The organism is Bacillus sp. UMB0893, assembly GCF_002858905.1.
Lineage (GTDB): Bacteria > Bacillota > Bacilli > Bacillales > Bacillaceae > Bacillus_P.
This window is the reverse complement of the sequence record NZ_PKLB01000001.1, coordinates 522,249-547,523: the sequence shown is the minus strand read 5'-3', so window position 1 is coordinate 547,523 and position 25,275 is coordinate 522,249. Positions and strand designations below refer to the sequence as shown.

Below are 25,275 nucleotides of genomic sequence, written 5' to 3'. Positions count from 1 at the left end.
CATGTCTTATACAAACACCATAATCCCCCGATCTGTTGAGTGGAAAGAAACCTATATTCGACTGCTTGATCAGCAAAAGCTGCCTGCCGTGACAGAATACATCCATCTGCACACCTTATCAGACGTATGGGATGCCATCAAAGCCTTAAAAGTGCGCGGTGCTCCTGCAATCGGCATCACTGCTGCATTTGGACTTGCACTCGCTGCAAAACAGTATGAAACCGAAGCATTAGATGAATTTCATCAGCAGCTTTCCCTTGATCATGATTACCTTGCCACTTCAAGGCCTACTGCTGTTAATCTATTTTGGGCGCTCGGCAGATTGCTGAAAAGTGTGCAGGCAGCTGTTTCAGTGAATGAAGCGAAAACGATCCTGATTCATGAAGCGATTCAAATCCAAGTCGAGGACGAGGCCACATGCCGCAGTATTGGGGAACATGCTCTTCCCCTTTTCAAAGACGGTGATTCTGTGATGACCATATGCAATGCAGGCTCAATCGCAACAGCTCGCTATGGCACAGCTCTTGCCCCATTCTACCTTGCAAAAGAAAAAGAAATTAATCTTTCTGTTTTTGCGTGTGAAACCCGCCCAGTTTTGCAGGGGGCACGGCTGACAGCATGGGAGCTCATGCAGGCTGATATTGATGTGACGCTCATTACTGACAATATGGCGGCACATACTATTTTCTCTAAAGGAATTTCTGCCATTATCGTTGGCGCAGACCGAATTGCAGCTAATGGTGATACAGCCAATAAAATCGGAACCTATAATCTTGCTCTTTTAGCAAATGCCTTTCAAATTCCGTTTTATGTGGCAGCACCGCTTTCTACGTTTGACATTGAAACGAAAAATGGTTCAGGCATCCCAATCGAAGAGAGGGACCCTAAGGAAATTACACATTTCGGCGGTCAGCAAATTGCCCCGGATAATGTGAAAGTATTCAATCCTGCCTTTGACGTGACTCCACATCACCTGATTACAGGAATCATTACAGAAAGAGGAGTTCTATCAGGAGATTTAAGCAATGAAATTCAGAATGTATTCAGGGCAGAAGCATAAGCAGACGGACTGCTGCTTTGGTAAGGGCACACGGATTCTTGATCTAGACCCTTGCAATTCTGAAAAATAGTCTTAAACTGATAAAACTTCTATTTACACTGATAAATTATTTTCTAATAGAGTAAGAGCCCTCACCAGAGAGCTCTTTTCCTTTTTCATTATATATTATCGCTCTCTTTTATTCTCTTCTGATAATGAAAAATCGGCTTATTCTCATGCATGCCTTCTTTAAAAGCTGTATACCCCATTCGTTCCCAAAACCTAATGCCCCGAACATTATTTTTCAGAACACCGAGTCTGATTTCCTTGAAACCTTCTGCAGCAAGATGTGCTTCTGCGTTTTCATAAGCAAGTTTTGCAAGACCTTTCCCTTGGAAATCCTTATGCATCACAAATAATCCAATCCAAGGCTTTCCATCATTTGGGTTTAATGGGCAATATTCAATGATACCGATATATTGTTCATGCTCCTTGATTACATATCGCTTCGCATGTACAGCTTTTCCTTCTTGCCGTTCCTTATCTAAATCTTCTTGGTTAAGATGAGTCTTCCCATTTGAAATTTGATTGAATTCCGGGTTGGAGTTCATGATCTCCAATTCAATTGGCAAATGGCGATCCTGTCTGAATTCGAATGTAATCATTTTTTCACATAATCCTTTCAGCTAATTTTCGATGTTAATCAATTTTCGCCCAAAGTTCCTTTGGATTCAGCTCATAGACTCCATCCTCACGGTACATGATGTGATTAACGATAAATTCTCTGCGAATGGTTGCAAAATCCTCGTGAAATTGTTTAATGTATTCATTTATTTCTTTCTCAGGATATTTTTTCCAGCTTCAAAGCCTTTTGCTAAATGATATAGGACTATTAATCTTCTTTTCCTTTGAGGCGGGATTGTTTTCAGTTTTCCATCTTTTGTTAAGTAATTTCCTAGTATTTTTGTATGCTCGCCTGTTTTCTCCTGATTCATCTCAAGCTCCCCTTTGCCTGTTATGATATCCATCATTCCATGTGAAAGCTGCTGAAGCAGCTTTTCATTCACTTGAAAGTAAATGGTGTTTTTCACCCTTTTTTCAGAAATAATGCTGATTTCTCTAAGCTTTGTTAAATGATGTGTAATGGTTGGAGGAGTCAATCCAAGTATGCCTGCAAGCGCCTGGCCATTCTTAGGCCCTTTTGAAAGAAGAGCCAGAATACGGATACGCGTTGCATCCCCCATGACTTTATGAAATGTGACTAGTTTATTCAGCTGCAAAAGACCGCCTCCAATTAGATTACTATCTAATTAGATGATAATCTAATTGGAATCCTTCTGTCAATTTGGTTTTTTATTAAATCACAGCATAAAAAAGAGCAGCATCCCTCATTCGGAATGCTGCTCTTCTTTCCTTCTCATTTACCAGTCTGCGTAAATGGCAGTAATGAACCCTAAGGCTGAGGCAAGTGTTCATAATTTAGTGCGGATATCCCATAGCTCTGGAAAAAAACGATGATCCAAGACTTTCTTCAAATAAGTAACACCCGATGATCCTCCAGTTCCTTTTTTAAACCCAATAATGCGTTCCACAGTTTTCATGTGTCTGAAACGCCACTGCTGCAGCCAATCTTCTATATCAATCAGTTTTTCAGCCAGCTCATACAAATCCCAGTACGCATCAGGGTTGCGATATACCTCAAGCCATGCAGCTTCAACAGCGGGATTGCCTTCATATGTCACGGAGACATCCCTGTTCAGGGCCTCATCCGGAATGGGCAATCCCGCTGATGCCAGTGTTATTATGGAAACATCATAGATGCTTGGTTTGCTCAAAGCTTCAGATAATGCTTGATGCAAATTTGGATCTTTTTTATAAATTTCAAGGACATGCCGTGTTTTGTACCCCAGTGCAAATTCAATCATTCGGTACTGATGGGATTGAAAGCCGGAAGCCTGTCCAAGCTTGTCGCGAAACTGTACATATTCAGATGGAGTCAAGGTTGATAGAACATCCCATGCCTCAATGATTTGCGACTGAATTTTTGATACCCGTGCCAGCATCTTGAATGCCAGTGATAAATCTCCTTTTTCAATAGCTTCGATGCTTGCCTGCAATTCATGCAAAATCAGCTTCATCCATAGCTCGCTTACTTGATGTATGATGATAAACAGCATTTCGTCATGGTGTCCGGACAATCGCTTTTGACTGCTGAGCAGCGTATCCAGATGCAAGTATTCCCCGTATGTCATGCGATTTATAAAATCGGTATATATTCCTTTTTCATCTTTCGGATCTCCCATTTAAATTCCCCCTCGTCACAGCAAAGAAGCTCAGTCAAATGCTGAACTTCTTATTTTTAGTCAAAATGGTCTTTTTTTGATCTTCTGTAATCACATTCATTTTTGAAAATAAATCAGCGTAGAATGCAAGTTTGCTTGGACGTTTCCAGATTCGCATCATACTCACCCCGTTTTGCTATCAGGCAACTTTTTTCACTATACTAAATACTATGTCGCAAGGGTATGTATGTGACAAGCAAATCACAATCGATACGAAATTTTTTCAAGGTCAAGAAGAGCGGCCTTAAGATCTGTTTTCGTGCCTGCATATCCTGTCAGCTTACCGCTCGTGCCAATGACTCGGTGGCATGGTATGAAAATAGGCAGTGAATTTGACTTGTTTGCTTGTCCGATTGCACGGACAGCTTTTGGATTTCCGATTTTCACGGCTACATCTAAATACGTCCATGATTCTCCATAAGGGATCTCCGCAAGCGCATTCCACACTTGTTCTTGAAAGGATGTGCCTGACTGCCTGAATGGAAGTTCAAATTGAGTTCGTTTGCCTTCAAAGTAATCGAATAATTGTTTTTTTGCTTCGATTAGCAAAGGATGATCATCAGATTGTGTCATCGGATTGTGCTGCAGGTGCTCTTCAAATTGTCCAGCTGTAAGAAACAGCCTGGTAATAAAATCATCAGAAGCTGATATGATCAGCGTGCCAATCGGTGTGTCTGCTGTTGTATAAAAATGCATATAATTTCCTTTCACATCGTTTGTTTGATTGGCAAGGTGATATGAAAGGCTGTGCCGTTTCCGACTTTGCTTTCTACTTCAACAATGCCGCAATGCTCTTCAATAATTTTATAGCTTACCATTAAACCGAGGCCTGTTCCTCTGTCTTTTGTTGTATAAAAAGGTTCGCCTAGCCTTTTTATTTTGTCCTCCGGTATGCCGGAACCTTCATCAATAATGGTGATTTTCAGCTCATTCTCATTTTTCATAAAAATATCGACTTGAATGGTTCCACCGCTTGGCATGACTTCGATTGCATTTTTCAAAATATTGATAAATACCTGTTTGAGCTGATTAGGCTCGCAATAAACGAGCGGAACGGAACCGTTATGGTTCAGCTGAATTTGAACATTAACTAAAATAGCCTGGGCATTCAGAAGATCAATTGTTTCTTTCATGATCGTCACAACGTCTTTTTCCTGATACGAAATGGCCTGCGGTTTCGCCAGAATCAGAAACTCTGTAATAATGGATTCAATTCTGCTTAATTCAGATGTAATCACATTAAAGTACATTGAGAAATCTTCTTTTACATTCGCTTCAAGGAGCTGAATGAAGCCTTTTAAAGCTGTCATAGGATTACGGATTTCATGTGCAATCCCTGCTGCAAGCTCTCCTACCACGCTCAGCGTGTCCGATTTGCGCAAACGTTCCTCCAATTCCTTCTTTTCAGTAATGTCTCGGAATATGGCAAGGTTCAAGTTTTCAATAATGTTTCTCTTTAACGAAAATTCAAGAATTTTCTCTTTATTGTTTTGAAGCTTAAACGGTATTTCCTCTGTCATTTCATCAAAGAAATGCATCGATCCGCTTTCCATCTTATCGTAAGAAATAAGCTCATGGAGGTTGTATTTATGAATATGTTCCAGCGGAATATCGAGAATGAAGCTTGCTGTCGGATTTGCATCAATAATATTGTAGCTATCATCAAGCAGAACGATGCCGTCCATAGCGCCATTAAATATTTTCCTGAATTTTTGTTCGCTTTCACGAAGCTCTTTTTCCATTCTTTTTCGGTCGCTCACATTTCTGAGAATGGTTAAGTGATGGCCATCCGTTACGTCCATTTTTGACGTGAATTCAAGCTGTTTGCATTGTCCGTTTGGCATATAAAATAATAATTCTTCCCGAATGGCACCTGAGCGTATATATTCTTTTCTGGCAGCTCTGAATTTCAAATCGTTTAAATCAATAAAATCATAAATTCTGCTGCTGATTAAATTTTCAACCGACAATTCAAACGTACGGCTTGCAGACTGATTTGCAGAGATAATTCTGCCGTCATTGTTCCAAATAATGATAGCATCAATCGCATTTTCGAAAATCTCCCTGAATCGCTCTTCACTTTTGAAAAGCTGCATTTCCATATTCCGCTTTTCAGTAATATCTCTCATGATTGCCATATTAAAGCCGCTCAGGACATTTGATGTGGAAGTAAACTCAAATACCTTTTTCCGGCCAGATTTAAGAAGGACCGGCATTTCTCCTTTAGCACGTCCCCCTTCATTTAAGATGGACCACAGCTTATCAAGCTTAAATTGATTTTCCCCTTCTATAAAATCATGGAGTTTAAAGGTGCTCAGCTGACTTTTATCAATCTCAAAATTAGAACAAAATGATCCGTTCGCATCAATGAATTGTCCGCTCCCATCAAAAATCACAATTCCATCGACAGCGCGATGGAAAAGATCTTTAAATAGCTGTTCATTAATTGTCCGTTCTCTTTCAAGCATTTTATTTGAGGAAATATCCCGCATTAACGCTAAATGCCTCGTGCCAAGCGCATTTTTCTGAATTGAAATTTCAATAAATTTCACTTGTCCATTATCAAGTTTGATGATTAACTCATCTGCAACCTGGTCGCGATCACGAAGCTCTTCCACTTGTTTATGCAGCTGCTGATGTGGAACCAGTGATAAGAAGTCGCACATCTTCCGCTTTTGAAGCTCTTTTTTTGTTAATTGAAAAAGATGGCATGCTGATTGATTGCAATCTATAAAATGAAACTTTTCATCGATAATGATGATCGCTTCCATTGCACTTTCAAAGACAATTTCATGTTGACGGCTTTTTTCCTTCAGGCTTTTGTTTTCTTTTTTCAATCCCTCAATCTGCTCCTGCAACGATGCTAATTCACACTTATTTATAACATGACTCATGCTTTTTCGCTCCTTGCCGCCGGGCAAAATTTCATCCTTTTTAAATTCTACAATTTACTGAATAGTCCTTCACCGTTTTCTATTTAATGACATTTTTAGTCCAAAGGACCTATATAATAATTTAATTTCTGACAGAAAAAGCGCAATATTATAACATTTTACAGTTAGCTTACATGTTCTTTACAATCCCATTAAAAAAGCTTATATTCCAATTTCTCTGTTTTAAACTCTTGTTATGATGGGTAAAAGAGTAATACCTAAAACATGTCGGAAAATAATGTGAAGCCTCTTATGACTTCTGTGAAAATAGGTGATAGTGTGAAAAATCGGGAGAGCTACTTTGATAATGCGAAATTTATTTTGATCATCCTTGTTGTGTTTGGTCATGTCATCCGCTCTTTTATTGATGATAATGAATTTATGCTGAACGTCTATAAATTTGTATATACCTTTCATATGCCAGCTTTTATTTTGATCTCTGGATTTTTTGCCAAAGGCTACAATAAAAAAGGCTATGTACAGAAAATATTTAAAAAACTGATCATTCCTTATTTAATCTTTCAGGGAATTTACTCTGTGTATTACTTCTTAGTCGAATCAGAAAGCACTCTTACGGTTGATCCATTAGATCCACACTGGTCATTATGGTTCCTGATGAGTTTGTTTTTCTGGAATCTATTCTTATTCGCCTATACAAAATTGGATAAGAAATGGGCTATGCTGATTGCTATTGGACTTGGGGTAGCGATAGGCTATGTAGATTCTGCAAGCAATTACTTAAGTGTATCAAGAACATTTGTGTTTTTCCCGCTCTTTTTAGCAGGATTCTATCTTGATAAATCTCATTTCAAAAAACTAACAACATCTAAAGTTCGTTTTGCATCCATTGCCATTTTGATTGTAACGTTTATCACCTATTTCTATCTTGACTTTGATTATGAATGGCTGTTTGGCTCTAAGCCTTACTCAGCATTCGGTGAAGTTGGTGCGGAAAATGCATGGATCCGTTTAGGATTTTATGGTTTGACATTTGTCCTGACCTTTAGTTTCTTTTCATTAATTCCAAAGAGAAACTACTTCTTCACGCATTGGGGAACTAGAACATTCTATGTTTATCTCCTCCATGGCTTCATCGTCAGATCATTCAGGAACAGTGAGGCTTTAGAATGGCTGAAGGATTATCAGAGCGTCACACTGATTATTGTAATTTCCGTTCTGCTGACATTTATATTATCGACAAATTTTGTTAAAACAGTGACACAGCCAATCATTGAATTAAAAGCAACAAATTTGAAAAAGCACTTTAAAAACAGAGAAGAAAAGGTTCAATATCGATAGACAGAAAACCATCACCGTGCCAGGTGATGGTTTTCCATGTTTTTACCCTTCGTTTATTATGGTTAAAATGTGATAAAATAGATTGATTCAAAAATTAAGTAGAAGTGGTGTTTTAAATGAAAGTTGTACTAATAAGTACATTAAATGCTAAATACATCCATACAAGTCTTGCCCTGCGCTGTTTAAAAGCACATGCCCAGCCGGATTTTGACGTGACGCTTGCTGAGTATACGATAAAAGACCCTGCAATGAATGTCGTGACAGACCTTTTTCGCATGCAGCCCGAAGTTGTCGGATTTAGCTGTTATATATGGAATATTGAAGAAACAATCAAAATCATTAAAATGATGAAAAAAATTAATCCTGAACTCATTATCGTTCTTGGCGGTCCTGAAGTAACGTATGATACACGTGAATGGATGGAGAAGATTCCTGAAGTTGATCATATCGTCATTGGCGAAGGTGAAGAAACATTTAAGCAATTCCTTGGAGAACTGCATTCTGGAAAAGACTTTAAAAAAGTAAGCGGAATTGCATTCAGAGAAAACGGCTCGATTATCATCACTCCACAAAGAAATAAAGTGAATCTCGCTGATTTAGCGTCGCCTTTCCGGTTCGAGGAAGATATTCCCCACCTTTCAAAACGAGTGACCTATATTGAAACAAGCAGAGGCTGTCCTTTCAGCTGCCAATTCTGTCTTTCATCAATAGAAGTAGGCGTTCGCTATTTTGATCGGGAAAAAGTAAAAGATGATATCCGCTATTTAATGAAAAATGGTGCAAAAACGATTAAATTCGTAGATCGTACATTCAACATCAGCAGAAGCTATGCAATGGAAATGTTTCAATTCCTGATTGATGAACACCTTCCGGGAACGGTCTTTCAATTTGAAATTACGGCTGACATTATGCGTCCCGAGGTTATTCAATTTTTAAACGAAAACGCTCCTAAAGGATTGTTCCGCTTTGAAATTGGGGTTCAGTCTACTAATGATGCGACAAATGATCTTGTCATGAGACGTCAGAACTTCAGTAAATTAACTCGTACTGTAACAATGGTTAAAGAAGGCGGAAAAATTGATCAGCATCTTGATTTAATCGCTGGTTTGCCAGAAGAAGATTACACTTCCTTCCGAAAAACATTTAATGACGTCTTTGAGATGCGTCCTGAAGAAATGCAGCTCGGTTTCTTAAAAATGCTTCGAGGAACAGGCCTTCGTTTGCGTGCTGCTGATCATGATTACGTTTATATGGACCACTCTCCATATGAAATTTTGAAAAACAACGTGCTCCCGTTTGAGGACATTGTGAAAATCAAACAAGTGGAAGATGTTTTGGAGAAATATTGGAACGATCATCGGATGGATGCGACAGTCGAGTACTTAATCAACCATGTCTTTCCTACACCGTTTGACTTTTTCCAGGCGTTCGGAAAATATTGGGACGAAAAAGGATGGGTCAGAATCGGTCATCAGCTCGAAGACTTGTTTAAACGGCTTCATACATTCTTATCCGCTCATTACGTTGAGCAGGCAGCAGTTGCAGAAGGCTTTATGAAATTTGATTATTTGGTTTCTCAAAAGCATAAGCCGCGCAAACCTTGGTGGGATGATATGCTGTCTAAAATGGAAAGAAGCAAACTTTATCAAAGTATTCTCTCTAAACCAAGCCTGCTTGGCGATGAGTTTGAAAAAAAGGAATTTGCTGAGAAAGATTTGTACAAGCACACCGTGCTCGATAAAGTGCCGTTTCAGCTGGACGCCTATTTAAAAACCGGTGAACTGATCATGGGGGAAAGTATTATACTCGTCCATTACGATCCAATTTCGCTAAAAACAACTCCTTATGCAGTGACAGAGCAAAAGCTCGAAGATAAGGTTAGCTGAGATTAGAAATGCGGATGGCCCGTTTAGTGCAGGCATGACAGAAAAGAATCCGGCAGAAAAGTCCGGGTTTGACTTTTCCTGCGGATTTGTTATGGCCGAGGAGTTGGGCGATTCCGCTCGCCATCAATGCACAAATTTTTATTCTTTCTTATATCTTCTAAAAAAGCGAAAAGCGAGAGGTTTAATCCTCTTGCTTTTCGCTTTTTTTGCATTTCTTTTCTTTTTTCTCTGCAAGTGTATCTAAAATCTTCGTGGAATTATAATCACCCATTTCAGAGCCAAACTCTTCCTCAAGAAGACTCGGTTCCATCGGCTTTTTATGCTGTCCGCTATCCTTGCTTTTGAGCGTTTTCTTTGTCATGAGAACGATCCTCCGGAACGCCCTTTGCTTCCATTTTTACTGTTGCGGTTTGCGCCCTTTATAGGATTTTCCTGACTGTATGCAGCTTCAGCCGAGAACTCAGTATCAGGCAAACTTTCTTTAGGCGTAAAATTATTCTTGATTGCTTGATCTCTTGCAGCTTTTCGTTTCATAGTAAATCCCCCTCGCAAGAAAATAGTGAGCTCTACTCACTGTTCTTAGTGTAAATCTTTTTCGGAATCTTATGAGAGGGAAAACGAGTCAATTTCTTTCATGCTGATGCTGGTAGGCAATAAGAACGATCTCTTCACCAGTTTCTTCACGAAGCTCCTTCTCCATTTTCTTTACTTTTTCCAAGTATTCTTCCTGCAGCATTGCAACTGGAAATTGCTGATTCATTGCGATCACTCCTTTTTTAGGCTCATTTCTAAATCATTGCGCATTTAAAGAGCAGCAAACCTTTATTATCTAAGGGATTTAGTCTTTTCACGCAAACGGAAACAGCCATTTTTATTAGCATTACCGAAAATAAGTCAAACCTTTCATAAAAATACTAAAAAACGAACATACTACCTTTGAGGTGATGTCGATGACTGAAAAAGACAGCTTTTCTTTAGAAGAAACGCTGCCTCATCAAGCAAATGCACCATCGTGGAAAGGCACAGGAATCAGTATGCAAAAACCGTTTATCAATGAACACGGCGTTGTCATTGGCGATAGTTTTTATGATTCGAAGCACTCTCCATTAAATCAGTGGAGCGATGAAGTCGATCCTGAGATTATGGCAGGCGATCAATGGGTGCACCCCACAAATGATATCGGCTGGAATACAAGTGAGAACCGTGAGCTCATCGAAAGTAAGAAAAAACCAAATGGATTTCCTTTCTCCCACCCTGATAAAGATGTGAGTTATGGACAGGATTAAAGAAAAGCAGCATTTAAGAAACAGGTTCATTTGAAGGGTGTAAACACATCAACATTTCATTATAAGCAATATTGGAAATAGGTTAGCAGGAATCTGCTGCGGCAGCAGAATCTTATTAATTGACTTGCTTTTCTAATACATTAAAAGGGAACTCCTACTTAATTTGGAGTTCCTTCAGTGTTCTTTTAAAGCACCGGATTTTTGAGGGATCGATATTCTTCTTCAAATGCCATCCGAGCAAGAACATTACACCTTTAGTGCTCAATAACAATTTCCCCCTCGCCTTTAGGTACTTCAAAAGCAATAAGAAAAGAAGTCAAAATATCTTCTGTTATAGGAAAAGCTGCATTTGCATCAAAACGTTGGCTTCGTTGAATTAATTTTACCAATTGATTGCGTAATTTCACTACTGCATCTTCCTTGTATTGCTCATACTTTTCAGGCGGGATAGTCAATAAAATAATGACCCTTACTCGACCAAATTTCTTCGTCTATAGAAAGACGTACAAAACCTTTCTTTTCTAATTGTTGAGCGAATGTAGTCTTTCCGGAACCTGCTACACCGCACATCATGACCACTAAAGGAGTAAACCATTACATTTACGAATTATCATTTCATCTACATCAAATTTCCCCTTCACAAGTACTCACCCTTCAATATTTAATCCATATAATTTAAAACTTTGATTATTAACTAAACTTCCGATAATTATTTCAAAATTAGAGGATTAACTCAATCTTTTATTCCAATAAAAAGGACACTTACCTTATTACAGGTAGGCTCCCGATTCGGAATAAGCATTGTCTCGTTTCTAGCATTAGCCCCTTAATTAAGGAGCAATTTATAAACAACACTTACTTTAACAATTTTCATATTGGTTTATATCTTCTAACAAACGTTGGATCGATTTTTCCCAAAATTCATGTTGTGTGAGATCTAAATTAAAATGTTTTTTGATTAGCTGCTCGAGAGGCAGCATTCCAGTTTCACTTAAAAATTCTTGGAACTTTTTTTGGAAAAGTTCATTGCCTTTAGATATTTCTAAAAGTCCAATACTTAACAAGAAACCAAAAGAGTATGGATAATTATAAAAAGGAACATCAGCTTGATAGAACTGTCCATATTTAATCCACACATATGGTTCATATTCACTTAATCCATTACCAAAAGCCTTTTCCTGACATTGTAACGAAAGCTTTTCTACCTGCTTTGCATCTAATTGTTCATTTTTTCTGTACTCATAAAAACTGTTTTCAAATAAGAAAGCTCCTCTAATTGACATTAAATAATTTAAACTCCGTTCAATCTTCCATCCAAGAATTGCTTTTTTGATTGAAACATCTCTTGTGTCTTTAATTACATAATTAATAAATGCAGTTTCAAAAAAGATAGAAGAGGTTTCTGCCATTGTCATTTCGAAAGTTTCTTCGGAAAATCGCAATGATGGTACATCTTTCATTTGTTGGAAGTGCCAAGCATGACCTAATTCGTGTGCAAGTCTTCTTGCACTGTCTATACTATCGTCATAGCTTAATGAAATTCTTGACTCACCTTCAGCAATAAATGGAGCACAAAAACCTCCATGTGGTTTTGTTTTACGTTGTTCTACATCTACCCAATCTTTTGAAATTACATCCTTCACGTATTCGGATATTTTGCTGTCAATGTTTTCAAGTGACTTAGTTATTCCCTCGATGGCTTGTGAGATTGTAATTTTAAGGGTTACGTCCTGAGAGGAACTCATTAATTCATGCCACGAAAGTTTTCCTTTCTCTGCTTCTTTCGCTCTGATTTTTAAATACTCAGAAAATTTATTCGAGTAGGAATCTACTGCATCCCACATAACATTAAGTGTTGTCTTAGATATACCATTTAATTTTAAAGATTCATCAAGGTAATCGACATTTTTAATCCTGTTCTCATTAAGCCTTAGTCCAACCATCTGATTATAAATAGAAGCAAACACGTTGGCCTGTAATTCAAGAGTGTGGTTTAATTCCTTAAATACGAGATGCCTTTTTGTTGGATCAGGGTGAGACATTGCAAAATTATCAGCGTCAGTAAAAGATAATTCATTTTCTCCATTTCCAAGTTCAATTCTCACTTTCAAATTATTACGAAGTTGCCTATATATGTCTTCCAGACAGCTTAATGTTTCTCCGATAAAACTTGATATTTTTTTTTCTTCACTGCTCGTCCTTGCCCTATCATTCAATATCTCCGCTATAAACCTTTTTTGACTAATACTGTTGGACCATTCAACAATTTCTTTTTCACTCATATTATGCAGTGATTCTTGCAAATCAGATATAATACACCGAACTTGGGATTTTAGCTTCGAGATGCTCGCATTTAGTGATGTTAAAAAAGAAGTTTCTATATTTTCTGTTGCTAAACAATAATAAAACGATTCAGCTGATTCAATCTGTTTAATTATTTTTGATAGGGTTACTAAATCATTTTCTTTAAGGATTCCTAATGCGGACCTTGCCTCGATATCTGTCAACTTTTCTTTGATATTTCTCAAATGTTTCTTTAATTTATCTAAGTCTAAGCCATACTGAAGGTTATTCAAATTCCAACGTGCTGGTGTTTTGATTGTATCCACTTCCCTTGCCCCCTCTTATATATTCCATCCTTTTTTTTAATAATATCTTTGTTAGTTGAGTTCTTTTCTTCAAATCTCACACTGAATTTGTCCTCTATTGACTATTTAAAAAAATTCGTTCCTATCGAAAAACTCAATACCAATTATTTCAAAACAATGCCGTAATCTCAATCATTTATTTCACAAAAAAAGAGCATATCTTGTTCCAGATAAGCCCCCGATTGCGGAAGATCATAAATATTAGGTCTTGTTGAAGTAACGCGCTCGTTTAGCTTAATAAGCCTAGTTTATCAATCAGTGTTTTGTAAAAAAGTTAAGCATTTCATTGAAGGCGTTCTGGGCTGATTTTGCATTATATTTAGGAGAGTATGGGTCACTAAATCCGTGTTTTCCTTTAAATTTATGTAACTCGATATTTCTATTATCCAGATTTGAAATTAACTCATCCACGTCAAAGGAATGTTCTTCTTGCGGAAAGAATAAAATTGTGGGACTTAGTGGCACTATTTCTTTGTAATTCCTAATTCTTGAACCATAGTATCCCACTATCCCAGCGAGACAATCTTGATCACTACACAACCAAGCAACAGTTGCCCCCACACTAAATCCAACAATATATATTTTATTGTATTCATTTTTAACATCTAATAATATATCCTTTATTTTATGTGCAGATTTAGCGAACCCCATGTTCTCCATGAAATTTCGATAGGTAATCTCTTCTTCAGAATAATCAAAAGGTTGTTCACGTTCTAGTAAGTTTGGACAGATAATATCAAAGTCATTTTCTGATAATCTTTTACAAAAACTCTCCATATATTGATTAATTCCATAAATTTCGTGAACTACAATAACCAGTTTTTCTTTCTTATTCAGTATTTGAATCATTTTACCCCCCCAGAAATGATTACAATTCAAAACTCAATACATATTATAACATTTCTTCTTCATACTACTGCCCCATTAGTATAAGTACATTTCTTCACAATCATCTTATAAGAATTTAACATAAATACCCAATTATCCTTTTAGTGTTATTCCACAATCTGGCCCTTTAAATAAAGATAGAGCGCAATTCCTTACTGCAGAATCGCGTCCTATAACAGAAGACTCGATTTCAAGATAATCTTAAAAGACAATAATAATGACCTTCCACTATTGCCCAGAAAGTGAAAAATAGGTTAAACTTCTTCCTGATATATTTCTGATTTTATTGGCTTTAAATTCAAAGGTATTTTAAACTCCTAAAGGTTTTCTATATGATTTAAAAAATCATCTATATCATCATAATCCATTGACCATTCTGATACCTCTAAACTTCTTAACTCATCTGTTGGTTTAAATAAAAATTCACAGTGAAGTTGTTCCATATGAGAATACTCGTTTTCTTCATAAACAGTAAACTGACGTACAAAACCAAAATGAAATAGTTCCTCTCCAGTAAAACATAAACACCACATTCAAATAGAATTTCTTTATCTTTTTCGGAAAATTTGATAAATTGATGGTAACTAATGAATCCTAATTTAGATAGTTACAAACAAGGAGGCTATCCTAATGAGTAAAAAAGAAATCTTGCAAAATGGAGTCAAGCAAGCTTTTTACGAAGAAGAATGGTACCCACCGATATCAGAAGCGTTAAAAAATCTTACCGCTGCACAAGCATGTTGGCAACCAGAAGGAAAGGCCGCTAATACGATTTGGGAAAATGTAAACCATTTACTAACCTTTAAAGAGCGCTTACTTTCCCGCTTACATCAAGATGACACATTTGTTGCTCCACAAAATAATGATGACACGTTTGTCCAAGGTGGAGCTAATGATGAAGATGCCTGGCAAGAAACAGTGAAGCGAACGCTTCACGTACATGATGCCTTACAATCCTCATTAACATCCCTTCAAGAAGCAGAATTGGATCAACCAAGTCCTTCTCTACCAGTTTGGCAACAATATCTGAATATCCTTTTGCACGATGCTTATCATACAGGACAAATTGTACAACTTCGTAAACTACAAGGTTCATGGCCAGTTAAGCGCTCATATTTATAAACGATGCTTAAAATTGCTTGAGTTTCGCACACAACAAAACGATTTAAAAGCAGATCTAACTGTTACATCAAATAAAAGCCCAATTTCTCAGTATTAAAATTGAGAAATTGGGCTTTTTTATTACTCCATAATAGCGCCCTTTTCTTGAATAGCTAAGATGCTTATATTAGCTAATATTGTCAAGAACTGCTGGGCTTCCTAGGCATTTTGGGAGCACGGCGAGGTCAGTCCTCAAGAGCGCTCTAGCACGGTGGCGAGCATGCGGTGGACGACCTCGTGGTCACGCGGATCGTGCAGGCGGTAGTCTTCACCCGGCAGTGTGTACCACTCCTCGGCGCCGACATACGTGATGGCGAGCGTGAGGGCGCCGGCGTCATCGCAGGTGGTACGTAGTTCGAGCTCCCCGCTGATCACGCCGACCTCAGCTGTCATTACACCATGGGTTGCGGTGAAGATTGTCGATTTCTTTTCCATACGATTGACTCCCTTCTGGGGTTGGATGATTACGCTGCAAGTACTACCAACGGTCGGTTGGTAGTATTTGCAGACGTAGTAACGGACTCAGTAGGAGCACGTGTTGAGCATGCTCTGCAGCGCGGATTTCTCCGACGACTGCAGGTGCAGGCCCCAGCTGTACTTGGTGTTGATCCACCACTTCGCATACGCGCAGCCGGCGCCAGAACGCGGTGGCTGCCACGTCGACGGATCCTGGTCACCCTTGGACCGGTTTACGCTGGCGGTCACTGCGATCAGTTGCGGGCCGTTGAGGTCGTTGGCAAAGTTCTGGCGCTTTTCTGTGGTCCAGCTGCTGGCGCCGGAACGCCACGCCTCGGCCAATGGGACGATATGATCGATGTCGATTTCGGACGGCGAGTACACGGTGACGCCATCGAAGTAGCTGTACCACTTGCCGGACGTCACGGGGCAGCTCCCGCTGTAGTAGTCGGCGTCACGCTTGAGCACCACCTGTCGGGTGTCGCAGCCACCCCCTTGGCTTATCCAGTGCGGGAACTTGTCGCGCGAGTAGCCGGTCATAGAGCCTTCGGACTTCACGGTCAGCGAGTTCAGCTGGGATTGGGCGCTGGACTTGGACGGTGTTCCGGGTGGTAACGCCGAGGCCGTCGGCATGCCATATTGAAAAACAGCAAACGACAGAAACAACGCAAAAACAAACAACATCGATTTCTTCAGCATTAGAAATGCCTCCTATATGTAATTTTTTATTTACTAACATCTATGTTCATTTTTAGTGAATGAGATGTTAATAGTAAGATAAAGATTGCAACCAAAGCGAAATTGGGCACGGGAACGATTCATTACTTTTAGGGCCTCTTTAAAAAGCGACATAGAATTAGTGATCTGTGTCATTTTTAAGTAGTTTTCAATGAGAAAAGGCAATAAATTGAACACGCCTCTACTTGCAATGATATTACATGGATTATTTTCTTTAAAGTTAAAAAATTGTAAATAATCTATCTATTGTAAAGAAAAACATAGTTGTTTCTCTTCTTCCAGCATGTCAAAAAGCCTTTCTTGATACGATAATGATGATAGAGATCTGCTAATACTTTATATCTCATCTTAGGAAATACCTTACATTATCGTATTCCGCTCTAATGCCAGATAGTTTAATTGCATCAGTGAGTCTTACACTTTATTTTCCAGTCTAAAACTATATTTTCTTTGGGCACGTTGATCTCTGAAAATAAAATAACGGACACATATTATAGATATACAACATGTGTCCGCCTTAAATTACAGACTTTTTTTTCACTTTTATTAGCTGGATATGTATTACTTCATCTTGTTATTGAATTTTAAAAGATACTTTTCCATTCAACTCAACTCGATATTAAGTTGAATTAATAATTCGGCAGATAGTACAAACATCCTTCTTAAAATATACTGTTCAATATGTTCCACAAAAATAGCGTTAATCTTTTTTGTGGAGTAACCGAGTTGTTCAAATATCTGTCCCTAATGTAGAAGAACTTCAGAATCCGCTTGCTCCGTTAAACTGTCCTTTAGTTGAATAAGAAAAAGGCTGCCTCAGCAACCTCCATATTGATAGTAAAGCACCTGTTAATTCAATAACAAGAGGCATTACTTTTCAATTTTTATATTTTCGAAAAATTCTATTAGGTTATTGTCGGGGTCACATACACCGAAATCACGTACTCCCCACCACTGGTCACTAAGTTTCGCATTTGGGTGCAAAATACCCAATGGCTGTATGTGTTGATACAGTTCATCCACACCCTCTACTTCTATTCTACAACTGGCAGTTCCTGCTATAAAGGATTCTGCACCTGAAACGACCGGTGTTAAGCTGCTGCGACTCCGCCAGCTTTCATCACTGGCCTCCCAAAGATGGATAAGGCGAACGTCATAATAAAGAAGGACCGCGAAACCACCCTCATGGTATCCAAGGGAAAAACCAAGCTTTTCACAATAAAAATCTATGCTTCTTTTAATATCTCTCACTGGTAAAGCTGGAATGGCTTGCAGCATTTTCATATTTCAATTCCCCTTTCATTACTTACCTCTAACCAATTTTAAATTCTAAAATTAACGCCACCTTTAGTTGAATAAATTACTTACAGTATTTAATATTCTTTATTAAAACACTCGGCCCCAGCTTTTCAGTTTGTGAATTAGATAGCCTTACTTGAACTTCAACATTCTTCATTTCTGCTGAAATCAAATCAAATCTCCCAGCCCAAGTTGGACTATCATCTTCTGGGGTAGGATAAAGTCTAAAACGCCAACTTATTTCCTCTGGTATAAACGCAAAACCTTCATAACTATCATAATTTCCATAAGAGGATGGTTCCGGAAGGTGAACGGCAAGAATACTTATATTTTTTCGTGCAAAACTCGGCGGGTATAATTGCACTTTATAGATTAATGCTACGCCCTTAGCATTTCTCAGACTTTTATCAACAGGCTCCAATGTTAAACTGCAAGGCATAGAAATAGCATTAGATTGAGACGGATAAATAAAGAAAGCAGCGATAAGAGATATAACCAATACAAATTTTTTCATAAAGAACATAAAGCACCCCTTACAATTTCTTTTGGTTAATTTACCCTGCTTATTACTTACTATTAAATATCCTTTTTAATCAATCCAGCACCAGCACTTAATTAGGTTAGATCCATTACCTTATAATGCAATCGCACCCTTTTATTGAATAAGCTACTCTTATATTGCATTTTATCTTCGAAGTGTGCAATTAATGAAATATGTCTAACCTAATCGATTCTTTCTTATATAAGGAGTAATTCTAAGAGTACATAATTTTTTATATCAAAGCAATAATATAAAAAACAGAGAACAGAGGAGTTTTTATGCATTTCTTTTTCAACTTATTATTTGTAATCGCTGCTATAAAATGGGGAGATTGGAAAAATTGGCGTGAATATTACCCCACTTACTTGTTCTTTATAGGTGGCGATTTTTTTAAAAATGCAGTATTACACGATTATAAGTTGTGGTCATATAAAGAAACCATCTTTGGGAGTAATATTCTATATGGTCACCTTCTTATTGATATAATGATTATAGTTTTGGTTTATTCCTCAACATTGCTTATTTACTTAGGGAATTTCCCTAGGAACAGGATTAAACAATTTCTATGGATTATGGTATGGGTATTCCTATACAGTCTTATAGAATTCATAAATTTAAACTATCTAAATTTAATTGAACATCATCATGGGTGGAATATTGCTTGGTCTATCCTTTTCAATATAGTTATGTTTACAGTTTTAAGAATCCACGTTAATAGGCCCTTGTTAGCTTGGATGATCTCAATTTTGTTTTTCGCTTTATTGTGGATTCTTTTAGAAGTACCAAAAGAAACACTTACATAACTTCGATTATAAAAAAAATTTAAAGGTGTTGTTTTCTATGAATTCACTTCTTCAAGTAATAGCACACGTTTTAACTGCGATAGCAGCAGTATTATGGATTAGGCACAAAGAATTTAAGCAAGATAGGTTATTATATATTGCCTTAATGATTGGAGGATTTGTCTGGTCCCAGCTGCAAACTGAATATCTGATTTTGAGAATTAAGAAAAATACTGAAAAAACTTTAAAAAAAGGGATAAGTTAGTTATAAATGAAGAGGGAAACGCTCCCGTTAATTGGAATGATAAAAAGGTAAAAAATTTATACACTTCCAAGTACTGAATAAACAAATAATAGTACTAAAATAATGGCTATAACATATTTTGAAAACTGTTTAAGTCTATCACCTTCAAACGCTTTAATTAACAAGTAAAAAAAGCCGACCACCCAAATGCCATTTTGAAAAAAAGTAGAAATTATGTTTCTAAGCGTAGTAAAGATGAAAAATATGTCCATTAATTTCCCTCCTATCTCTATTAATTTACCGCTAATGAAAAAACTTTTCTTCAACAATCCTGCCCAAGTCTTCGATAACAATAAGCGTCTTCACTAATACTTCCCTTTATTCTAAATAAGAAGCAGCGACACTTTGTTATCTAAAGGTGCGATTACCATCTGCTGCAATCGCACCCGTTCAATATATTAAAGAAAAAATACTATATTTAACCATTATGTATATGGTTTTGTACACTTTGTTTTAAGTAATTATATTGTTTTTCATTGGTATCCGAATATGCCTCTTCTCTATTTGAAGGAATATCCATATACTTTATATCTTCGTTAAATTGAGCTGCAGTTAGATCATAACGTTTACCATTAATAATATTGTAAAAATGCCATCCATCAGATAAGTTTGTTTTCCGTATTTCTCCAACCAATATATCATTCACCACTAATGTTGTTACCCCGCATTGTCCTTTTGCAGGGTTATCATTCTTCCATTTTGAACTTGATCTTAATGACCAAGAGTTTGATAAAGCGTTCATTATCTGTTCTATTTGTGTTCGTTCATTTTTATCCATTTCAAAATCTCCATTCACAAACAATCGAATTTTTATTTTTAAATTTTTAAACTAAAATGCCACATTAGCACAATTAGAAAATGTTTTTTCGTCAGCAGTCCACAATTTAAATCTTTTTCTCCGTTCTTGAAGAAGGGTGTACATAGGCAAATGTAGAATATCCTGGTTTAGTCTGAAATCTCGTTTGTTTATAAGATGGTTTGCAGGTACGGGCCTAAATTTAAAAGTATGGTAATGTCATTTTCTATATTTCTTTTTGTTTAATTCGTTCTTTAAAGTGAACATATTTCTCTGCTTTTACTTTATGGGTTACTCCAATTACACATCCCTTTCACATTCCCTATATTCTTTTTTAATTTTTTTCCTTATTCAGCAATCCTGCGTGATTGCTTACTACCAATTATTTCAAAAACAGACGATTTTCTCAATACTCTATTGGATTAAATAAGGGGTAATCCTTGTTCTGGATATGCGCCCATTAATTGAGGATCATCCTAATTCATTCATCCCTGTTCCTTTATTTGATTTAAAGGTTGTAATAAAGGGAAATGGATTAGCATAAACAAAATGATTGGAGGAATAAAAACTATGACTTACCTTGACATAGGAGGGAAACTATTTTTTGGATTGATTGCCTTACTTGTCATGACTAGGATACTTGGAAAAAAGGAATTGTCCCAACTCACACCTTTTGATTTTATATACTCCATTGTACTGGGTGGCATATTAGAGGAGAGTATCTACGACGACAAAGTATCTCTGCTCCAAGTATGGTTTGCGGTGGCTGTATGGGGAGGACTCCTTTATATAATCGAGAAGTTGTCAAAGAAATACGATAAAATTCGGATTCTGTTAAAAGGCGAGTCATCCATTTTAGTCAAAGACGGTAAACTGAACGTCAATGAACTCAACAAAAATCATTTGGAAATGGAACAACTCCGTGTTATGCTCCGCAAGCAAGGGGTGTTTTCGTTGCGGGAAGTAAAAGATTTATATTTGGAGCCAGGTGGTTCGATCAGCTTAAAGAAGTATGCCAAATTAGATACAATCAAGCCAAAAATGCTAAATATGAGTCCTGAAGACGAGCCGATGAACTTTTTATTAATTGACGAAGGAAAAATTAATGAGAGTATTCTAGACTATTTAGTGAAATCAAAGGAATGGCTATTTGAAGAGCTTGAAAAAGAAGGATATTCAAACACTCAAGATATTCTATATGCAGAATGGTCAAAATCTGAAGGTTTTTTCATTAAGACGTATAGCGAAAATAATGAGAAGAATGATGAACTGAGTAAAGGGAACTAGAATACCCCGCAACATGCCCATCAGTTCATCTGAAACAATTTGCCGCACTAATCTTCCAATTAGATTTATTACACCCAGAGATATTCGCTGAAGGCACTTATAAAACCTTCTTCAAAGCCCCTTTTTGCTGAACAATCATTATAAATATTTTTGTAATTTAATAACTGCTTCTTTTTCTTTAAAGAAGTGAATAGATTGGTGAATGGTACAATTCACTTCTTCGCTATTGGTAAACGAATTTAAACCGTTAGTTTTCAGCCATTGACAACCAGGCAGTAATAAAAGAGTTCAAATTTCATTTTGATTTTTACTTATTATTAAAGTATTGCTCTGTGTATTTTTACGCAAATAACTCATATCTTTTTAGTGAAGGTTAACCTAGGAGGCGAAACCATTGCAATTAAATGAAAAAACGTATTTAGAGTCATTATTGAATTGGTGTGAAGATATCGAAATAACTTGGGAATCAGTTCGACAACATTTAACAAATGTCGACGAACCTATTCTACAGCAATGGGAAGACACTTTCTTTTCATTAAAAAATGAAGTAGAAACGGAAAATCGCATACATGATTATCATGAATTAAGTAAGAAAGCAACCTCCTTATATGACAAGCTTAATGGCTTCTTAAACCGAGCTGAACTGTTATCCGGTCATATCGAAAATGAAAGAATTCAAGTTGTCCCAATCGGGGGACATCGATTACCTCCTCTTCCTTATTCATATAATGCTTTAGAGCCTGTCATCTCAGAAGAAATCATGAGATTACATCATGATAAACATCATCAAAGCTATGTAGATGGACTTAATAAAGCAGAATTAGAAATGCAAAAAGCCCGTGAAAGCGGAAATTTCAGCTTGATAAAGCATTGGGAAAGAGAAGCAGCGTTTCACGGTTCTGGTCACTATTTACACACAATTTTTTGGACTATTATGAGTCCGCAAGGCGGGGGTGAACCATCAGATCAGTTAAGCGGAACGATACATAACACATTTGGAAGCTTTGAAAAATTTAAAAAACAATTCTCCGAAGCAGCAAAAAATGTTGAAGCTGTTGGCTGGGCTATTCTCGTTTGGGCCCCTCGAGCCCATCGTTTAGAGATTTTAACAGCTGAAAAGCATCAGAATCTGACACAATGGGATGTCATTCCTTTGCTTGTTCTAGATGTTTGGGAACACGCCTATTATCTGCAATATAAAAACGAACGAGCTAAATATGTTGATAAATGGTGGAAAATAGTTAATTGGAGGGAAGTGGAAAAACGATTCAATAAAGCAAAAACGATTATGTGGCAACCATTTTAAAGTTATTAGGGTAAAGAAAATCACTGCACCTTTTTTAACACTTTGGTATTGTTTTTAATTAAAAGAAAAAAACAGATAAAAATCGATCTTGTTTGTATGTCTTGTTGAAATAACGCTCCGTTAGTTGAAGAAAAATGGCTGCCTCAGCAACCTACCTTATTAAAGCAAAGCCCCCGATTAAGCCAGTAGCCGATGCTTCTTCATTAGGAACATCGGCTTTTATATATTTTAATTGAACCAACCTTGAACATATAACCCTATTAGCATGCCTGAATCGACCGCAAATATAATCCCTAGAACCCCAAAATAGGCCCAACGCCAGGTAAGTTCGGGCATATATTCAAAGTTCATTCCGTAAATGCTTGCAATAAAAGGTAGAGGAATAAAAATGGAAGTCATAACGGTTAGCGTCTTCATAATTTTATTCATTCTGTTGAATTTAAATAAAAGACACCACTTCTTTAATAAGTGGTGTCTCTCTTTAATAAAAGGAAAATCATGCAGCTTGTCTTCTGGCAAAACGTGAACCGACACCAAAGTAAGCCACTGCAATGAATAAATAAATTAAGAGTGTGATAGTCGTCACAATAATGGAAGTAGTAGCAATTACACCAATCAATATAGCAAGCAGCGCCAATAGAGCTATCCAAGTCGTGTAAGGAAAAAAGCGAACATTGTAGCTGACTTGATTTGTCTGATTTTTGCGGGATTTCAAATGCGCAATCGCAATAATAATCCAAATACATAAAACTGTATATCCAAGAGAACCCATTAAATAATTAAAAGTCTTGCTCCCGGCAAATAGTGAAATGAGCACCCCTACATACAGCGAAGATGTACAAGCCAGTATTGCATAAACAGGCACCTGTCTTTTAGACACTTTTGCGAAAAGTTTTGGAACACGTCCATCCACCGCTTGTGTATATAGTACACGCGATGATGCATATAGTCCGGAATTCATAGAAGAAATAATAGCTAACAATATAATGGCGTTCATAATGTGATCCGCATATGGAATTCCTATCATTTTAAACACCGTCACAAACGGGCTCTCCGGAACGCCATTCACTTGATTCCAGGGGATCAGGCTCACAATAACAAAAAACGGTAAAATATAAAAAGAAATAATTCGCGTCAATGTGCCTCTTACAGCTTTTGGTATAACCTTTTCTGGATTTTTCACCTCTGCCAAAGTAACACCTATCATTTCAGTACCGCCGTATGAATAAATCACCACCAGCATAGCCATAATCAATCCATGTATACCATTAGGGAAAAATCCGCCATGCTTTGTAAGATTAGAAAATCCTGTTGCGGCATGGTCTTGAAACGGTACTAATAAAATGATTAAGCCAAAGATGATAAATAATACAATTGCACTGATCTTTAACAGGGCAAGCCAATACTCAGTTTCTGCAAATATCTTTACTGAAAATAAGTTTACAAGGGTAACGATGGCAGAAACCATTAAAGCCAGTATCCAAACCGGAACGTCCGGAAGCCAGTACTGCAGAAAAATAGAAGCTACCACTGATTCTGCTGCGATATTTAACACCCACATTTTCCAATATATCCAGTCAAGAAAGTGCGCAGCATAACCACCTAAAAGCGGCTGAATTAAATCACGAAATGTTCTAGCCTCTTTGTTTCTTACTGCCATTTCAGCAAGGCCCTGCATAATTAAAAGCAATATGATTCCTCCAATCATATACGCAATAATTACTGCAGGACCTGCCATATCGATGGCTGTGCTGCTTCCTTTAAATAACCCTGCACCTATAGCTCCTCCCAGAGCCATCATCACAATATGGCGTGATGTCATGGTTCGTTTTAAACTCTCTTGTTTGTTATTCATATATTTAGTCTCCTAATCTTTGTTGTAAGTATACAAAAAAGCCCATCGTCTCTTAAAAAGAGACGATGGGCTTTAGGCCAACCGCGGTACCACTCTTATTGACTCCTATTCTTACAGAGTCCAGCTTAGCGCACAGTATATAATGCTAAACCTTGTAACGTAGGTTAATCGTTAGAACCTAAGATAATCATCCTATTCGGCTCTACCACTCCTAGGCGAGTTCAAAGTGCCATGTGACTGCGTTTCACCACCCCGCAGCTCTCTGCTCATCATGACAATCTTCTACTATTCCTAATCATAGTGTTCGTTATTTTCATCATGTAATGTCGTGCATAATTAATATATTGCTATACTATACAAGCTGAAAACCTCATTGTCAATGAATATAATGATTTTTCTAATACTTTACTGATGACCTTTGATCCTTTA

General features: G+C 37.3%; 28 protein-coding genes, 2 pseudogenes and 1 other annotated feature. Of the genes and pseudogenes, 9 read left to right on the top strand and 21 right to left on the bottom strand.

The features are described 5' to 3' along the window. Position 1 precedes the first annotated feature (1 nt). The gene (gene mtnA, locus CYJ36_RS02790) at positions 2 to 1,060 is read left to right on the top strand and encodes an S-methyl-5-thioribose-1-phosphate isomerase (protein ID WP_101564566.1); all 1,059 of its coding nucleotides are present in this window, start codon (positions 2 to 4) and stop codon (positions 1,058 to 1,060) included. 158 nt (positions 1,061 to 1,218) lie between these two features. On the opposite strand, the gene CYJ36_RS02785 is transcribed toward mtnA, so the two are convergent. The 6 genes and pseudogenes from CYJ36_RS02785 to CYJ36_RS02765 form a co-directional block, all read right to left on the bottom strand. Then, a complete protein-coding gene (locus tag CYJ36_RS02785; protein WP_101564564.1) occupies positions 1,219 to 1,704 on the bottom strand; it encodes a GNAT family N-acetyltransferase in 486 nt (161 codons plus the stop codon). Positions 1,705 to 1,738: 34 nt separating this feature from the next. Next, positions 1,739 to 2,319: pseudogene (locus tag CYJ36_RS02780) on the bottom strand (metalloregulator ArsR/SmtB family transcription factor). A gap of 192 nt (positions 2,320 to 2,511) precedes the next feature. Continuing rightward, entirely contained in the window at positions 2,512 to 3,342 is an 831-nt protein-coding gene (kynA, locus tag CYJ36_RS02775; protein ID WP_101564562.1) for a tryptophan 2,3-dioxygenase, read from the bottom strand. Positions 3,343 to 3,376: 34 nt separating this feature from the next. Beyond that, positions 3,377 to 3,499, bottom strand: coding sequence for a hypothetical protein (locus CYJ36_RS24250; RefSeq protein WP_257962375.1), 123 nt, complete (start codon positions 3,497 to 3,499; stop codon positions 3,377 to 3,379). 83 nt (positions 3,500 to 3,582) lie between these two features. Further along, positions 3,583 to 4,077: a methylated-DNA--[protein]-cysteine S-methyltransferase gene (locus tag CYJ36_RS02770; protein ID WP_101564560.1), complete on the bottom strand. Its 495-nt coding sequence runs from the start codon at positions 4,075 to 4,077 to the stop codon at positions 3,583 to 3,585. A gap of 11 nt (positions 4,078 to 4,088) precedes the next feature. Then, positions 4,089 to 6,275, bottom strand: coding sequence for a PAS domain-containing sensor histidine kinase (locus tag CYJ36_RS02765; protein WP_101564558.1), 2,187 nt, complete (start codon positions 6,273 to 6,275; stop codon positions 4,089 to 4,091). Positions 6,276 to 6,566: 291 nt separating this feature from the next. Here CYJ36_RS02765 and CYJ36_RS02760 point away from each other — a divergent pair, with 291 nt between their 5' ends. Both CYJ36_RS02760 and CYJ36_RS02755 read left to right on the top strand, forming a co-directional pair. Continuing rightward, entirely contained in the window at positions 6,567 to 7,613 is a 1,047-nt protein-coding gene (locus tag CYJ36_RS02760; protein WP_101565631.1) for an acyltransferase family protein, read from the top strand. A gap of 116 nt (positions 7,614 to 7,729) precedes the next feature. Next, positions 7,730 to 9,499 (top strand): B12-binding domain-containing radical SAM protein, encoded by a 1,770-nt coding sequence (locus CYJ36_RS02755; RefSeq protein ID WP_101564555.1) that lies wholly within the window; start codon positions 7,730 to 7,732, stop codon positions 9,497 to 9,499. 181 nt (positions 9,500 to 9,680) lie between these two features. Here CYJ36_RS02755 and CYJ36_RS02750 read toward each other — a convergent pair whose 3' ends face one another. The 3 genes from CYJ36_RS02750 to CYJ36_RS23500 form a co-directional block, all read right to left on the bottom strand. Further along, positions 9,681 to 9,860 carry a hypothetical protein gene (locus CYJ36_RS02750; RefSeq protein WP_101564553.1) on the bottom strand — a complete coding sequence of 60 codons (180 nt, stop codon included), beginning with the start codon at positions 9,858 to 9,860 and terminating at the stop codon, positions 9,681 to 9,683. Continuing rightward, positions 9,857 to 10,033: a hypothetical protein gene (locus CYJ36_RS23505; protein WP_180850028.1), complete on the bottom strand. Its 177-nt coding sequence runs from the start codon at positions 10,031 to 10,033 to the stop codon at positions 9,857 to 9,859. The genes CYJ36_RS02750 and CYJ36_RS23505 overlap by 4 nt, the downstream gene beginning before the upstream one ends. 88 nt (positions 10,034 to 10,121) lie before the next feature. After that, positions 10,122 to 10,259, bottom strand: a complete 138-nt coding sequence (locus CYJ36_RS23500) for a hypothetical protein (RefSeq protein WP_180850026.1) — start codon at positions 10,257 to 10,259, stop codon at positions 10,122 to 10,124. Between the two features lie 190 nt (positions 10,260 to 10,449). Here CYJ36_RS23500 and CYJ36_RS02745 point away from each other — a divergent pair, with 190 nt between their 5' ends. Beyond that, positions 10,450 to 10,785, top strand: a complete 336-nt coding sequence (locus CYJ36_RS02745) for a DUF3905 domain-containing protein (RefSeq protein ID WP_101564551.1) — start codon at positions 10,450 to 10,452, stop codon at positions 10,783 to 10,785. Positions 10,786 to 11,039: 254 nt separating this feature from the next. Here CYJ36_RS02745 and CYJ36_RS24245 read toward each other — a convergent pair whose 3' ends face one another. From CYJ36_RS24245 to CYJ36_RS24235, 5 genes are all read right to left on the bottom strand, one after another. Continuing rightward, entirely contained in the window at positions 11,040 to 11,192 is a 153-nt protein-coding gene (locus CYJ36_RS24245; RefSeq protein WP_224773311.1) for a hypothetical protein, read from the bottom strand. 31 nt (positions 11,193 to 11,223) lie between these two features. After that, positions 11,224 to 11,355 (bottom strand): AAA family ATPase, encoded by a 132-nt coding sequence (locus CYJ36_RS24240; RefSeq protein WP_257962398.1) that lies wholly within the window; start codon positions 11,353 to 11,355, stop codon positions 11,224 to 11,226. A 290-nt stretch (positions 11,356 to 11,645) separates the two neighbouring features. Next, positions 11,646 to 13,394 (bottom strand): M3 family metallopeptidase, encoded by a 1,749-nt coding sequence (locus CYJ36_RS02735; protein WP_101564549.1) that lies wholly within the window; start codon positions 13,392 to 13,394, stop codon positions 11,646 to 11,648. Positions 13,395 to 13,688: 294 nt separating this feature from the next. Then, positions 13,689 to 14,282 carry a dienelactone hydrolase family protein gene (locus CYJ36_RS02730; protein WP_101564547.1) on the bottom strand — a complete coding sequence of 198 codons (594 nt, stop codon included), beginning with the start codon at positions 14,280 to 14,282 and terminating at the stop codon, positions 13,689 to 13,691. A gap of 356 nt (positions 14,283 to 14,638) precedes the next feature. After that, on the bottom strand, positions 14,639 to 14,764 hold the full coding sequence (locus CYJ36_RS24235) for a hypothetical protein (protein ID WP_257962374.1): 126 nt from the start codon (positions 14,762 to 14,764) through the stop codon (positions 14,639 to 14,641). Positions 14,765 to 14,951: 187 nt separating this feature from the next. Between CYJ36_RS24235 and CYJ36_RS02720 the strand changes: the two genes are divergently transcribed. Next, positions 14,952 to 15,443, top strand: coding sequence for a DinB family protein (locus tag CYJ36_RS02720; protein ID WP_101564545.1), 492 nt, complete (start codon positions 14,952 to 14,954; stop codon positions 15,441 to 15,443). 231 nt (positions 15,444 to 15,674) lie between these two features. Here CYJ36_RS02720 and CYJ36_RS02715 read toward each other — a convergent pair whose 3' ends face one another. The 4 genes from CYJ36_RS02715 to CYJ36_RS02700 form a co-directional block, all read right to left on the bottom strand. Continuing rightward, positions 15,675 to 15,917, bottom strand: a complete 243-nt coding sequence (locus CYJ36_RS02715; RefSeq protein ID WP_101564543.1) for a hypothetical protein — start codon at positions 15,915 to 15,917, stop codon at positions 15,675 to 15,677. A gap of 87 nt (positions 15,918 to 16,004) precedes the next feature. Continuing rightward, positions 16,005 to 16,637 (bottom strand): HNH endonuclease family protein, encoded by a 633-nt coding sequence (locus CYJ36_RS02710; RefSeq protein WP_101564541.1) that lies wholly within the window; start codon positions 16,635 to 16,637, stop codon positions 16,005 to 16,007. Between the two features lie 909 nt (positions 16,638 to 17,546). Continuing rightward, entirely contained in the window at positions 17,547 to 17,960 is a 414-nt protein-coding gene (locus CYJ36_RS02705) for a bleomycin resistance protein (RefSeq protein WP_101564539.1), read from the bottom strand. A 76-nt stretch (positions 17,961 to 18,036) separates the two neighbouring features. Then, positions 18,037 to 18,489, bottom strand: a complete 453-nt coding sequence (locus CYJ36_RS02700; protein ID WP_101565628.1) for a hypothetical protein — start codon at positions 18,487 to 18,489, stop codon at positions 18,037 to 18,039. 305 nt (positions 18,490 to 18,794) lie between these two features. Here CYJ36_RS02700 and CYJ36_RS24620 point away from each other — a divergent pair, with 305 nt between their 5' ends. Together CYJ36_RS24620 and CYJ36_RS02690 are read left to right on the top strand one after the other, a co-directional pair. After that, positions 18,795 to 19,319: a CBO0543 family protein gene (locus tag CYJ36_RS24620; RefSeq protein WP_101564536.1), complete on the top strand. Its 525-nt coding sequence runs from the start codon at positions 18,795 to 18,797 to the stop codon at positions 19,317 to 19,319. A gap of 37 nt (positions 19,320 to 19,356) precedes the next feature. Beyond that, the gene (locus tag CYJ36_RS02690) at positions 19,357 to 19,563 is read left to right on the top strand and encodes a hypothetical protein (protein WP_101564534.1); all 207 of its coding nucleotides are present in this window, start codon (positions 19,357 to 19,359) and stop codon (positions 19,561 to 19,563) included. Positions 19,564 to 20,020: 457 nt separating this feature from the next. On the opposite strand, the gene CYJ36_RS02680 is transcribed toward CYJ36_RS02690, so the two are convergent. Beyond that, positions 20,021 to 20,380 (bottom strand): YunG family protein, encoded by a 360-nt coding sequence (locus CYJ36_RS02680; protein WP_101564529.1) that lies wholly within the window; start codon positions 20,378 to 20,380, stop codon positions 20,021 to 20,023. 588 nt (positions 20,381 to 20,968) lie between these two features. On the opposite strand from CYJ36_RS02680, the gene CYJ36_RS02675 reads away from it, so the two are divergent. After that, entirely contained in the window at positions 20,969 to 21,685 is a 717-nt protein-coding gene (locus CYJ36_RS02675; protein WP_101564528.1) for a DUF421 domain-containing protein, read from the top strand. 394 nt (positions 21,686 to 22,079) lie between these two features. Beyond that, complete coding sequence (locus CYJ36_RS02670; RefSeq protein ID WP_257962373.1) at positions 22,080 to 22,991, top strand: superoxide dismutase; 912 nt, start codon at positions 22,080 to 22,082, stop codon at positions 22,989 to 22,991. A gap of 228 nt (positions 22,992 to 23,219) precedes the next feature. Here CYJ36_RS02670 and CYJ36_RS02665 read toward each other — a convergent pair. Beyond that, a pseudogene (locus CYJ36_RS02665) lies at positions 23,220 to 23,426 on the bottom strand (CorA family divalent cation transporter); the annotation flags it as partial. Positions 23,427 to 23,487: 61 nt separating this feature from the next. Further along, positions 23,488 to 24,846 carry an amino acid permease gene (locus tag CYJ36_RS02660; RefSeq protein WP_101564525.1) on the bottom strand — a complete coding sequence of 453 codons (1,359 nt, stop codon included), beginning with the start codon at positions 24,844 to 24,846 and terminating at the stop codon, positions 23,488 to 23,490. A 55-nt stretch (positions 24,847 to 24,901) separates the two neighbouring features. Beyond that, positions 24,902 to 25,154: a binding site (T-box leader), on the bottom strand. Positions 25,155 to 25,275: the final 121 nt, after the last annotated feature.